This is a genomic window from Bradyrhizobium sp. (assembly GCF_019244115.1).
Taxonomy (GTDB): Bacteria; Pseudomonadota; Alphaproteobacteria; order Rhizobiales; family Xanthobacteraceae; genus Bradyrhizobium.
The window spans coordinates 1-13,099 of the sequence record NZ_JAFATE010000102.1 but is presented as its reverse complement, the minus strand read 5'-3'; the positions used below and the strand labels follow the sequence as shown (position 1 = coordinate 13,099).

At 64.2% G+C, this 13,099-nt stretch carries 11 protein-coding genes; 4 read left to right on the top strand and 7 right to left on the bottom strand.

Annotated features, from left to right (window positions below; genetic code table 11):
* The 6 genes from JOZ76_RS04775 to JOZ76_RS04750 all read right to left on the bottom strand — a co-directional run.
* Nucleotides 1–811: NAD-dependent epimerase/dehydratase family protein (locus JOZ76_RS04775; RefSeq protein ID WP_291697477.1), on the bottom strand; the 811-nt coding region annotated here is incomplete at its 3' end.
* Nucleotides 808–1,662: a hypothetical protein gene (locus JOZ76_RS04770; RefSeq protein WP_291697476.1), complete on the bottom strand. Its 855-nt coding sequence runs from the start codon at nucleotides 1,660–1,662 to the stop codon at nucleotides 808–810. The genes JOZ76_RS04770 and JOZ76_RS04775, both read right to left, overlap by 4 nt.
* A 197-nt stretch (nucleotides 1,663–1,859) precedes the next feature.
* A complete protein-coding gene (locus JOZ76_RS04765) occupies nucleotides 1,860–2,369 on the bottom strand; it encodes an OsmC family protein (RefSeq protein WP_291697475.1) in 510 nt (169 codons plus the stop codon).
* A 67-nt stretch (nucleotides 2,370–2,436) separates the two neighbouring features.
* Entirely contained in the window at nucleotides 2,437–3,222 is a 786-nt protein-coding gene (locus JOZ76_RS04760; RefSeq protein ID WP_291697474.1) for an ABC transporter ATP-binding protein, read from the bottom strand.
* Nucleotides 3,222–4,073 carry an ABC transporter permease gene (locus JOZ76_RS04755; RefSeq protein ID WP_291697473.1) on the bottom strand — a complete coding sequence of 284 codons (852 nt, stop codon included), beginning with the start codon at nucleotides 4,071–4,073 and terminating at the stop codon, nucleotides 3,222–3,224. Before JOZ76_RS04755 ends, JOZ76_RS04760 begins: the two co-directional genes overlap by 1 nt.
* 268 nt (nucleotides 4,074–4,341) lie before the next feature.
* A complete protein-coding gene (locus JOZ76_RS04750) occupies nucleotides 4,342–5,310 on the bottom strand; it encodes an aliphatic sulfonate ABC transporter substrate-binding protein (RefSeq protein WP_291697472.1) in 969 nt (322 codons plus the stop codon).
* Nucleotides 5,311–5,512: 202 nt separating this feature from the next.
* Between JOZ76_RS04750 and JOZ76_RS04745 the strand changes: the two genes are divergently transcribed.
* The 3 genes from JOZ76_RS04745 to JOZ76_RS04735 all read left to right on the top strand — a co-directional run bounded on the left by JOZ76_RS04745 (nucleotide 5,513) and on the right by JOZ76_RS04735 (nucleotide 10,464).
* Nucleotides 5,513–8,308 (top strand): [protein-PII] uridylyltransferase, encoded by a 2,796-nt coding sequence (locus JOZ76_RS04745; protein ID WP_291697471.1) that lies wholly within the window; start codon nucleotides 5,513–5,515, stop codon nucleotides 8,306–8,308.
* Nucleotides 8,309–8,406: 98 nt separating this feature from the next.
* A complete protein-coding gene (locus JOZ76_RS04740) occupies nucleotides 8,407–9,084 on the top strand; it encodes a TetR/AcrR family transcriptional regulator (RefSeq protein ID WP_291697470.1) in 678 nt (225 codons plus the stop codon).
* A gap of 153 nt (nucleotides 9,085–9,237) precedes the next feature.
* Entirely contained in the window at nucleotides 9,238–10,464 is a 1,227-nt protein-coding gene (locus JOZ76_RS04735; protein ID WP_291697469.1) for an ABC transporter substrate-binding protein, read from the top strand.
* 115 nt (nucleotides 10,465–10,579) lie between these two features.
* On the opposite strand, the gene JOZ76_RS04730 is transcribed toward JOZ76_RS04735, so the two are convergent.
* Nucleotides 10,580–11,005, bottom strand: a complete 426-nt coding sequence (locus JOZ76_RS04730) for a DUF1330 domain-containing protein (RefSeq protein WP_291697468.1) — start codon at nucleotides 11,003–11,005, stop codon at nucleotides 10,580–10,582.
* A gap of 147 nt (nucleotides 11,006–11,152) precedes the next feature.
* On the opposite strand from JOZ76_RS04730, the gene JOZ76_RS04725 reads away from it, so the two are divergent.
* On the top strand, nucleotides 11,153–13,099 hold a 1,947-nt coding region (locus tag JOZ76_RS04725; protein ID WP_291697467.1), incomplete at its 3' end, for a transglycosylase domain-containing protein.

The window sequence follows — 13,099 nt, the reverse complement described above, 5'->3', positions numbered from 1 at the left end:
ATTCCCCGAGTTCCTTGCGGACGGGGACGTTCGGATAAAAGCGCTTCAGGAGTTCCGCGGTCGGCAGGTCGGACGAGCAGTCGTTCTGTCCGGCGTTGAAGACCTGGAAGCCGAGTCCATCCTTCTGGATCGCCAGGTGTACGATCTCCCCGAGGTCGCGGGCGTCGATATAGGACCAGGCATTGCGTTTTCGCGACGGGAGATTGGCGATGAAGCCGGGAAACATGTCGTATTCATGCGGCTCGATGACATTGCCGATCCGCAAGGCATAGATGTCGATGCCGTAGCGCATCGCGAATGCCCGCGCGGTCTTCTCGTTGAGGACCTTTGACAAGCCATAGGAGTCCATGGGGTCGACGTCGTAATCCTCCTCGAGGGGGAAGTGATGAAAGTCCTTGTCGCCCTCGGCAAAGCAGACGCCATAGGTGGTCTCGCTGGAGGCGATGATGATCTTGCGGACGCCGAGTTTTGCGGCCGCCTCGATCACATTGTAGGTGCTCATGGTGTTGACGCGAAATGTCTCGTTGTCGGGTTCGATCAGGACGCGCGGGATCGCCGCAAAATGCACCACGGCGTCCGGCGGCGCCGGCGGCCTGGCCGCATTGAAACCTGCGAAGCCGAAATGCGTGGTCAGCGCGTTGAACGCCTGCCCGCTGTCGGTCAGGTCGGCGATCAGGTTCCTGATGTCGGCATGCTCCGACGGTTTCAAGTCGACGTTGAGCAGGTCGTAGCCTTTATCCCTGAGATAGGGCAGGGCATGCCGGCCGGCCTTGCCGGTGCCGCCGGTGAATACCACACGCTTGGCTGTCATGGCTGTCTCGCTCCCTGGTTGCTTTTAGTCACATCTCGGCATCTTGCGTCATGTCGTGCCGCCGGCTTAGCCCGCATCCGGCTGATCCACCACAGCGAAAAATTCCAGACCACGCAGACCGCGAGCGCGAGGCTCAAGCCCGCGGCGGAGCCTAAATGCATTGCTGCGACATGCAGCACGGCGATCGCGACACCGAGGCCCATCAGCCCCCAGGCGCTGTTGGCGATCACGGCAGCCGTCGCCGGTCCGCCGATGCGCGGATGCAGGATCAGCATCATGCTGGAGAACACGATCGGAAACAGCGCCAGGATGCCGGAGATGGCAGGACCCGCCCAGCCTGACAGGCTGACGACGGTCGCAACCAGCATCGCCACCAGTGAGGCGCGCAGCGGCACGTCGTACCAGCGCCGTGCGATCGGCGGCATCCTGGCATGGCGGTAGCGCGCCTGCGCGGCAATGCAGATCGCGAAAGCAATCACGTTGACGAGAAGGCCGGCGGCCAGCGACCAGTGCACCAGGCGCGCCAGCGATGCGAGCGCGAGCCACACGATGGCGGCTGTGCCCCAGCTCGTCAGCACGCTCTGACGCTGTGCGAGCAGCACGTAGGTCAGGCCGAGGAAGAGGGTCGCCGCGTTGGTCGGCAGGCTCGCGAGCGCCCCCTCCGCAATGAAGGCCGCATCGTGATCGAGCGCGAGGAAGACGTAGGTCGGCCCCGCCGAGATCGGCAGGGTCGCGATCAGCGCGCCGATCACCGGCCCCGAGCGCTCGGTGATGAACGAGGCCGTCACCACGAAGGACGCGGCGACCGCCATGCGCAGGATCAGCGGGAGGAGGAAGGCGAGATCGGGCATTAGCTAGCCGTCGTCCCGGCCAAGCTCTCCATGGCAACGCGCTTGCGTTGCCATGGAGAGCGCCGAGCCGGGACCCATAAACCACAGGCGTTCGTTATCGGGAAGAAAGATGTAACTGACAGCTCGCCCCAATGATCGAGGCCTGTGGTTATGGGTCCCCGCTTTCGCGGGGACGACACCGAATAGGCGGCTAGAATTCACACCCGCTTCATCGACACCGAGACCTTCGGGCCGTTCTTGATGGTCTGGTAGACCACGCAATAGCGCTCGGTGAGTTTCTTCAAGAGGTCGAGCTTGTCCTGCGGCGCATCGGTCTCGACCTCGAAGCGGACGCGAATCTCGGCAAAACCGACCGGCGCCTCCTTGTCGACGCCGAGCGTGCCGCGGAAATCGAGGTCGCCCTCGGCGATCACCCGGCCGCTGGTCAGCGGCACCTCGATCGCGGTCGCGACCGATTTCAGCGTGACGCCGGCGCAGGCCACCAGCGCTTCCAGCAGCATGTCGCCGGAGCAGAGCTCGAGTCCGGACCCGCCGGTCGCCGGATGCAGGCCGGCAGTGGCGAGCGCGCGGCCGGTCTCGACCTTGCAGGCGATGTTTTCGTTGTCGATCGAGCCCTTGGCCTTCAACGTGATCAAGGCGGCCGACGGGTCGGCCTTGTAGCGGTCCTTGATGGGCGCCTGCATGGCGCGCAATTCCACGGCATCCATTCTCGTTCTCTCCCAAGATTCCTGCAACCTTCTTGGCCGCAGCATGTAGCGGTTTGCCGCAGTTCTGTCACCACCACATCGCCTCGCCGGCACTCGAATTCGATTGCGCCTCCATCAGGTTCCGATCGAGCGAGCGGTCCAGCGCGGTCAGCACGCGCCGCTTGACCTGGTCGAACAGTTGCGACTTGCGATCCCGCGGCCGCGCCAGATTGACGGCAACGTCCGCAAACAGCCGGCCCGGCCGCGGCCGCATCACCAGCACGCGGTCTGCCAGCATCACGGCCTCCTCGACGTCATGCGTGACCATCACCAATGTTGGACGCGCATCGGCCCAGAGATCGAGCAGATGGTCCTGCAGGTCGGTCCGCGTAAAAGCATCGAGCGCGGAGAACGGCTCATCCAGCAGCAGCACTTCCGGCTGCGGCACCAGCGCCCGCGCAATCGCCACCCGCTGCGCCTGCCCGCCGGAGAGTTCGCGCGGCCAGGCGCGCGCCTTGTCGGCAAGGCCAACGCGATCGAGCGCGCGGACGACGCGCGCGCGGCGCTCGGCGGCAGGCAGGTCGGACAGGCCAAAACCGATATTGTCGGCGACCGACAGCCACGGCAGCAGCCGCGGCTCCTGGAAAATGATGCCGATCTTTTCGTGCGGCGCCGTGATGGCGATATCGTCGAGCGTCACCGCGCCTGAGGTCGCGGGATCAAGCCCGGCGATGGCGCGCAGCAAGGTCGACTTGCCGCAGCCGGAGCCGCCGATGATGGCGACGATCTCGCCGAGCCGGATTTCGGCGGAAAACCGCTCCAGCGCGTGCACGCCGTTCGGATAGGTCTTGCTGACGCCACCCAGGACAAGCATCAGCTTCCTCCGCCCTGTGGCGCGAAGGCATCCTGCCAGCGCAAGAGCGGCGCGCTCGTGACCTCGATCAGCCAGTCGGTGGTCTTGCCGAGGATGGCGAAGATCACGATCGCGGCCACGATCTGCGCCGGCTTGCCGAGCTGCTGGCCGTCGATCAGGAGATAGCCGAGTCCCTCGGAGGCGCCCATGAACTCGGCGGCGACGACGAACATCCAGCCGAGGCCAAGGCCGACCCGCAGCGCCACCACATAGGCCGGCAGCACCGCGGGCAGGAGAATACGCCGGATCATCGCCGGCCCCGAAAGGCGGAAGATGCGGCCGACCTCGACGATCTTGCGGTCGACCGCGAGAATCGCGCCCATCACGCCGAGATAGACCGGAAAGAACACGCCGACCGCGATCAGCGCGACTTTTGAGGTCTCGAAAATGCCAAGCCAGAGGATGAACAGCGGCACCCAGGCAATCGAGGGGATCGCGCGGAGCGCCTGAATGGTCGGGTCCAGAAGCTGCCGCGCCAGCGCCCAGTAGCCCGAGATCGCGCCGAGCAGGGTCCCGGCGATGACGCCAAACGCAAAGCCGGCGGCCACCCGCGACAGCGTCGCCAGGATATGGCGGGAGAGTTCGCCGGTGCGCGCGAGGTCGATGATGGTCGCAATGACCTTCGACGGCGGCGGCACCAGCCGGCCATTGGACCAGCCGAGATGGACGATCGCCTCCCAGCCAACAGCAAGTGCAAGCGGCAGCACGAGCCCGAGCGCCGGACGCGCGTAGCGGGTCAGGCGCACGCGCGAGGCGGGCGCCGCTGTTGCTTCGCTCCGTTCAAGGGCCGGCAGGTCAACGGTCATGACCATGAGCTAGACGCTTCTCGCGAAGGGAATGCAAGGTGAAGCACGAAAGCCGAACCATCCTCAGTCGTCGTCCCCGCGAACGCGGGGACCCATAACCACAGGCCGCAGTTGCTGAGCGAGCTCGTCGTTACGTCTTTCTTCGCGCCACCGCGTCCTGTGGTTATGGGTCCCGGCTCGGCGCTCACCTTAGCGGCGCTACGCGCCGCCCGGCTCGCTTGGCCGGGACGACAGGGGAACTAACCTCAGCAGCACAATCAATTCAGCAGCACCATCAGTTCACCGGCAGCGGGACCTGGTCGTCGATCAGGCTGTCCAGCGCCGCTTTGACATCGACCTTGGCGTCGATCACGCCGGCCTGCTGCAAGGCCTGCCCGGCGGCGAGCATCGACTCGCGCTGCGGCGTGGCGATGCGGCTGTGAGTCAGTTCGGTGCGCTCCTTGAGCTGCTTGTCGACGATGTTGTCCGGCAGTTTGGTCACGCCGATGAACACCTTTTTCAGCTCGTCATAATTGGCGAGCGAGTATTTGCGCGCCTCCTCGTAGGTGGCCAGCACGCGGCGGACGATGTCCGGATGGTCCTTCAAGAACTGCTCGCGGACATTGAGAATGCCGAAAGTGTTGGCATCGGGCTTGCGATAGAACAGTTTTGCGCCGTCCTCGATCTCGGCCTGGGCCATCATCGGATCGAGCCCGGCCCAGGCATCGACGTCGCCGCGGATCAACGCGGTCTTGCCGTCGGCATGCTGCAGCAGCACCGGCGTGATGTCCTTCTCGGACAGCCCCGCGCCCAAGAGCGCGCGGACCAGGAAGATGTGCGGATCGGTGCCGCGGGTCACCGCGACGCGCTTGCCCTTCAGATCGGCAACGCTCGCGATCTTGGAGTCCTTGCCCGTCACCAGCGCGGTCCATTCCGGCCGCGAATAGACGTAGATCGACTTGATCGGGTTGCCGTTGATCTTGGCGACCAGCGCGGCCGAGCCGGCGGTCGAGCCGAAATCGATCGATCCGGCGTTGAGAAATTCGAGCGCCTTGTTGGAACCGGCGGACTGCACCCAGACGATCGAGATACCGTCCTTGGAAAATTCCTTCTCGAGCAATCCGCGCTGCTTCAGCACCATAGAGACCGGGTTGTAGGTTGCCCAGTCGATGCGGATTTCGCTCAAGGCCTCGGCGGCCTTCGCGCCGGGCAACAGCCAGATCAGTGTGAGTGCGGCGAAAATCCATCGCGCAGCCTTGAGCATCGGTCCACCTTTGTTGCACCGCTTGAAAACCCTTCTGTATCTCAATAGCTTGGAGCTGCAAGCCTGAAGAAGATCCGCATCCTGCAGATGACGTCAGCGAGAACGGCGTTGCCGAAAGCACACTAAATTCAGCATGGACATGCTCTCTTCCCAGAGAAACGTCCGTGACAGCAAGAGCCCCCGCCTGATATCCGAAGAACTCATGGACACCGTCGTCAAAGAGCCCCGTCCCGACAGCGAGACCCGTTTCGACAGCGCGCGGATTGCGGCCGCGGTCGAGGCGCTCGCGACCCGGCATGCCGGGCGCGATGATGTTTTCCGTACCGCGGTCGCGCAGCTCATGAAGGCCGAGCTCGGCGCCGCCCGCGCCGCCGCGCAAAAGCTGCTGCTGAAGGACCGCCACGGCCGGCGCTGCGCCGAGCGGCTCTGCCTGGTGCAGGACGAGATCATCCGCATCCTCTACACGGCGGCGACGCAGCATCTCTATCCGACGCCGATTCCGTCAGGTGCCGAGCGCATGGCCGTGGTCGCGACCGGCGGCTACGGCCGTGGCCTGATGGCGCCGGAGTCCGACATCGACCTCTTGTTCATCCTGCCTTACAAGCAGACCGCCTGGGGCGAACAGGTCGCCGAAGCCATCCTGTACTGCCTGTGGGACATGGGGCTGAAGGTCGGCCATGCCACGCGCTCGGTCGACGAATCGATCCGCCAGGCGCGCGGCGACATGACCATCCGCACCGCGATCCTGGAGATGCGGTTTCTGACTGGCGACCGGCCGCTCTATGACGAACTCGTCGAGCGTTTTGACAAGGAAGTCGTGCACGGCACCGCTGCGGAGTTCGTGACCGCAAAGCTCGCCGAGCGCGAGGAGCGGCACCGCCGCGCCGGACAATCGCGCTATCTGGTCGAGCCCAATGTCAAGGACGGCAAGGGCGGCTTGCGCGACCTGCACACGCTGTTCTGGATCGCGAAATATGTCTATCGCGTGCGCGAGACCGACGAGCTGCTCGAACGCGGCGTATTCGACGCGCAGGAATACCGCACCTTCCGTCGCTGCGCCGACTTCCTCTGGTCGGTCCGCTGCAACCTGCATTTCTTGAGCGCACGCGCCGAGGAGCGGCTGTCCTTCGACCTGCAGCGCGAGATCGCGGTCCGCCTCGGCTACACCTCGCATCCGGGCATGCAGGATGTCGAGCGCTTCATGAAACATTATTTTCTGGTCGCCAAGGAGGTCGGCGATCTCACCGCCATCCTGTGCGCCAAGCTCGAGGATCAGCAGGCCAAGCCCGCGCCGGTGCTGAGCCGGATGATGGCGCGGCTGCGTCCCGGCATGAACCGGCGGCGAGTGCCGGAGAGCGACGACTTCATCGTCGACAACAACCGCATCAATCTCGGAGATCCCGAGGTGTTCAAGCACGATCCGGTCAACCTGATCCGGATTTTTCGACTCGCCCAGAAGAACAATCTCGCCTTCCACCCGGACGCGATGCGCATGGTCACGCGCTCCTTAAAACTCGTCAACACGGAGCTGCGGGAGAATCCCGAAGCCAACCGCCTGTTCATGGAGATCCTGACCTCGAACGACGCCGAGGTCGTGCTGCGGCGGATGAACGAGACCGGCGTGCTCGGCCATTTCATCCGTTCCTTCGGCAAGATCGTCTCGATGATGCAGTTCAACATGTATCATCACTACACCGTCGACGAGCACCTGATCCGCTGCATCGGTTTTCTGCAGGACATCGAGCGCGGCGGCGTCGACGAGCTCGCGATGGCGAGCGACCTGATGCGAAAAATCCGCCCGGAGCACCGCCCGGTGATCTACATCGCCGTGCTGCTGCACGACATCGCCAAGGGTCGGCCGGAGGACCATTCGATCGCCGGCGCCAAGGTGGCGCGGCGGCTCTGCCCGCGGCTTGGCTTTTCGCCCGCCGACACCGAGACGGTGGCCTGGCTCATCGAAGAACACCTGGTGATGTCGACGGTGGCGCAGTCGCGTGACCTGTCGGACCGCCGCACCATTGAGAATTTTGCCGCCGTCGTGCAGTCGGTCGAGCAGATGAAACTCCTGACGATCCTGACCACCGCGGACATCCGCGGTGTCGGTCCAGGCGTGTGGAACGGCTGGAAGGCGCAGCTGCTCCGCACGCTCTATTACGAGACCGAGCCGGTGTTGACCGGCGGCTTCTCGGAAGTGAACCGCGCCAAGCGTATCGCGGCGGCACAGGCCGAGTTCCGGCAGGCCTTTACCGACTGGCCGGCGGAGGAGATCGACGCCTATGTCGCCCGGCACTATCCGGCCTACTGGCTCAAGGTCGAGCTGCCGCGAAAAATCCGCCAGGCCCGCTTCATTCGCGCCAGCGAGCAGGCCGGCCACAAGCTCGCGATCAATGTCGGTTTCGACGAGGCGCGGGGCGTCACGGAGCTCACCATCCTGGCGATGGACCATCCGTGGCTGTTGTCGATCATCGCGGGGGCCTGCGCCTCGGCCGGCGCCAACATCGTCGATGCGCAGATCTACACCACGACCGACGGCCGCGCGGTCGACACTATCGCGATCTCGCGCGAGTACGATCGGGACGAGGATGAGGGACGGCGCGCGAAGCGGATCGGCGAGATGATCGAGCAGGTGCTGGAGGGCAAATTGCGCCTGCCCGAAGTGGTGGCACGGCGCGCCGCAGGCCGTGGCAAGGTCCGGGCGTTCGTGGTCGAGCCGGAGGTCGCCATCAACAACCAGTGGTCGGAGCTCTATACCGTGATCGAGGTCTCCGGCCTCGACCGGCCCGGTCTGCTCTACGAGCTGACCACCGCGATCTCAAAGCTCAACCTCAACATCGCCTCCGCCCATGTGGCGACCTTTGGCGAACGGGCCCGCGACGTGTTCTATGTCACCGATCTGCTGGGCGCCCAGATCAACGCGCCAACGCGCCAGGCCGCGATTCGCAGTGCGCTCTTGCATCTCTTATCGAGCGACGAGCGGGCCGAGCAGCCGGCCGCGTGAGCGTGCAGGGTGGGCAAAGCGAAGCACCTATGCAACGAAACGGTACCGTTGCATTATGACGCCCGTGTTAAGACGACTCGTGCGTCCGATGAAATTGCATGACCGAACTCATTGAATTCAAACGCGGACCGGGCGGACGGCCGACGCGTGCCGAAGCCGAGCGGCGTCACGCCGCTTTGCTCAAGACCGCGATGCGCCTGTTTCTGGAACGCGGCTTCGAGCCGGTCTCGATCGAGGAGATCGCCAAGCGGGCCGGCGTCGCCAAGCGCTTCATCTATGCGCGCTATGCCGACAAGTCGGCCCTGTTCGTCGCCGCCGTCGAGTACAATTTCCTCGGCCGCATGGAGGCGCTGCACGCGATCGAGCCTTCGCCGCGCGGACCGGAATGGGGACTGCTGGAACTCGGACGGGCGGTAGTCGACATGGCGCTGCAGCCCGATGTTCTGGCATTACACCGCCTGTTCATGTCCACCGCGCCGCAGTTTCCGGAACTCGCCCGGCGCATGCTGGAGCGCCATCGCCAGCGCGGCATCAAGGAGATCGAGCGCGTCCTGCGATTCTATGCCGAGCGCGGCGAGATCGAACTGCACGATCCGGTCTGGCTGACCGAGCATTTCTTCATTTCGATCATCGGTATTCCGCAGCGTCTGGCCCTGGCGGGACTCCGCGAACCGCCTTACGACGAGGCGCGCCGGCTACGCCTTGCGGTCAATCTGTTCGTGAATGGCTGTCGCGCCCGCCCCACGGAAAAACCAGCCGCTTCTCCGACCTCCTGAATACCGAAATGTCGCGGGCGGCCGGGCTTATCTTGCATTGCGGCAACCCTTCCTCCACAATCCGCTTCGAGCGATGGCGTCCGCGCGGGCAAAAGGTCTGCCGGGACAATAAAGACCATCGGCAGAACCCCAGAATATGAGGAACGCATTGAGATGAGGAACGGCTTTTTCCAATTCGCGGGCACCGTCGTGCTCGCGCTTGCGCTGTCGGCGACATCGGCCCTGGCGCAGAAGAAATACGACACCGGCGCCAGCGACACCGAGATCAAGATCGGCCAGACCCTGGCGTTCTCCGGGCCCGCTTCGGCCTATGCGACAATCGGAAAGACGCAGGCCGCCTATATGAAGATGATCAACGACCAGGGGGGCGTAAACGGCCGCAAGATCAATCTCATCCAGTATGACGACGCCTATTCGCCACCAAAGGCGGTCGAGCAGATCCGCAAGCTCGTCGAGAACGACGAGGTGCTGCTCACGTTCCAGGTACTCGGCACGCCATCGAACGCCGCCGTACAAAAATATCTCAACGTCAAGAAGGTGCCGCAGCTTTACGCTGCAACCGGCGCGTCGCGCTTCACCGACCCGAAGAACTTCCCCTGGACCATGGGCTTCAATCCCAACTATTTCGTCGAGGGGCGGATCTACGGCCAGTACATACTGAAGGAACATCCGAACGCCAAGGTCGGAATCCTCTACCAGAACGATGACCTGGGTAAGGACTATCTGAACGGGATCAAGGCCGGCCTTGGCGATAAGGCGGCGAGCATGATCGTGGCGGAAGCCTCCTACGAGGTCTCGGACCCGACCGTCGACTCGCAGATCCTCAAGATCAAGGACTCCGGCGCCGATCTGTTCTTCTCCGCCACCACGCCGAAATTCGCCGCCCAGGCGATCAAGAAGAATTATGAGCTTGGCTGGCACCCGGTGCACATCCTCGACATCAACTCGGTCTCGGTGGGTGCGGTGATGAAGCCCGCGGGGTCGGAGGCATCCAAGGGGGTGATCAGCGTCAACTACGGCAAGGATCCGCTCGACCCGACCTGGAAGGACGATCCAGGCATGAAAAAATATTTCGACTTCATGGCGAAGTACTATCCCGAGGGCGACAAGGACTCGCTGTTCAATGCCTACGGCTATTCGACCTCACAGCTCTTGATCTACACGCTGCAAAAGTGCGGCGACGATCTGACGCGCGAGAATGTCATGAAGCAGGCGACTTCGCTGAAGGACGTTGTGCTCGACCTGGCGCTGCCGGGGATCAAGAACAACACCTCGCCGACCGACTATCGCGTGAACAAGCAGCTGCAAATGCAGCGCTTTAACGGCGAGCGCTGGGAGCTGTTCGGCCCGATCCTCGAAGACACCGGCGCGGCCGGGTAGTTTTACGACTCTGTAGGTGGGCAAAGGCGCGCCAGCGCCGTGCCCACCATCTTTCCGCATGCGCTGGCTGCAATGGTGGGCACGCTTCGCTTTGCCCACCCGACAATTTCCGTTGTTATGCGGGGATCTCCCCAAAATTCTGGCCGACCGGCAGCACCGCGTGCCGGATCAGGCGCGAATCCTCCACCGCGGCCTGGCGGTGCTTCACCGCCTCGCGGTAGACGGGGTCGCGGATCATCTCGACGAATGCCGCGACGGACGGATATTCGGCAACGAAGCAGATGTCCCAGCGCTCCTCTTGCGGGCCGATCAGCATCAGCTTGAAGCGTCCCTGCCACACCACGCGTCCGCCGACGCGGCGAAACACCGGGCCGCTGCCCTGGCCATAGGCCGCATAGGCTTCCGCGCCGGTCGCCTTGCGGCCGTCGCCATAGGCGGCCTCGCGGCGCAGCCGGACCAGGTTGAGCATGTGAATCGGCCCCTCGCGATCATTGGCGCGGAACTGCGCAAAAATCTCCTTGGTCGGATCGATGTGGCCCATCACGATTCTCCTGTCCTGAAATGGCCTTAACCTTACCACGCGCTGTGCCCGCGCGGTTCACCCCCTAATCGCGCGTTAAGCTTTTCGTAACCCGCTCTTAAACTCCAACCTCTAGCGTACAGCGCTCAAGGGAGTGAGCGTTGGCGTATGGCGTTGTGGTGGGGTCGGAAAAAGCGCGGCGGCCGCAAGGAGCCGCTGTTCGGGCTCGCCTCAGCCATGGCCGACCTGCGCCTGACATGGCAGGACCGCATCGCGGCCATCAGCGACGAACAGCCGGGGGAGACCACGTCCAAGACCGCATCCAGGAACAGGCCGAAATACGATCCCGACGATGAGGACGACGATCCCCCGCGCGAGCGCAAGCCGAAAGGCGCTGCCAGGCGCGGATCGGCCTCGCGCGCGCGCTTCAGTTTCGCGCGCCTGATCTATTGGGGCGTGGTGCTCGGAATCTGGGGCGCGATCGCGATGGTCGGTGTCGTGGTCTATGTCGGCGCGCACCTGCCGCCGATCCAGTCGCTGGAAATTCCAAAACGGCCGCCGACCATCGAGATCGTGGGCGCCGACGGCAGCGTGCTGGCCCAGCGCGGCGAGATGGCCGGCGCCAATGTCGCGCTAAAGGACCTGCCGCCCTATCTGCCAAAGGCCTTCATCGCGATCGAGGACCGCCGTTTCTATTCGCATTGGGGCGTCGATCCCTTCGGCATTGCGCGCGCCGCCGTCGCCAACGTCCTGCATCGCGGGGTGGCGCAGGGCGGCTCGACCCTGACCCAGCAGCTCGCCAAAAACCTGTTTTTGACGCAGGAGCGCACGCTGCAGCGCAAGCTGCAGGAGGTCGAACTCGCGCTGTGGCTGGAGCGCAAGCATTCCAAGACCGAGATTCTCGAGCTCTATCTCAACCGCGTCTATTTCGGCTCCGGCGCCTATGGCGTCGAAGCCGCGGCGCAGCGCTATTTCGGCAAATCGGCGAAGAACGTCACGGTGCAGGAAGCTGCGATGCTGGCCGGCCTCGTCAAGTCGCCCTCGCGCCTCGCACCGAACCGCAATCCGGAAGGCGCGGAGAAGCGTACCGAGATCGTGCTCGCCGCGATGGCCGAGGCCAAATTCATCACCGACGCACAGGCCAAGGCTTCGATCGGACATCTGGCGATCGCCGTGAAGCCGGCGGGCGCCGGCACCATCAACTACGTCGCCGACTGGATCGGCGAAGTGCTCGACGATCTGATCGGCCAGATCGACGAGAGCATCCGGGTCGAGACCACGATCGATCCGAAACTGCAGAGCGTGGCGGAAGCCGCCGTGATCGACGAGCTGGCGGCCAAGAGCGTGAGATTCAACGTCAGCCAGGGCGCGCTGGTCGCGATGACGGCGAACGGCGCGATCCGCGCCATGATCGGCGGCCGCAACTATGCCGACAGCCAGTACAACCGCGCCGTCACCGCCAAGCGCCAGCCGGGCTCGGCGTTCAAGCCGTTCGTCTATCTCACCGCGCTCGAGCAGGGCCTGACTCCGGACACGGTCCGCCAGGACGCGCCGCTTAATGTCAAGGGCTGGACGCCCGAGAACTACACCCACGAATATTTCGGCGCGGTCACGCTGACCCAGGCGCTCGCGATGTCGCTCAACACGGTCGCGGTCCGCGTCGGCCTCGAGGTCGGGCCGAAGAACGTCGTGCGCACCGCGCACCGGCTCGGCATCGCCTCAAAGCTCGAGCCCAACGCCTCGATCGCGCTCGGCACATCCGAAGTATCGATGACCGAGCTGGTGGGTGCCTATGCGCCGTTTGCCAATGGCGGCTTCACCGCCTCGCCGCATGTGGTGACACGGATCAAGACGTTTGACGGCAAGGTGCTCTATGCCAGGCCGTCCGATCCGCCAGCCCAGGTGATCGAGCCGCGCTATGTCGCCATGATGAACACGATGATGCAGGAGACGTTGATCTCGGGCACGGCGCGGAAGGCGGAGATTCCGGGCTGGCAGGCCGCCGGCAAGACCGGCACCAGCCAGGATTTCCGCGATGCCTGGTTCATCGGCTATACCGCGAGCCTCGTCACCGGCGTCTGGCTCGGCAATGACGACAATTCGCCGACCAAGAAG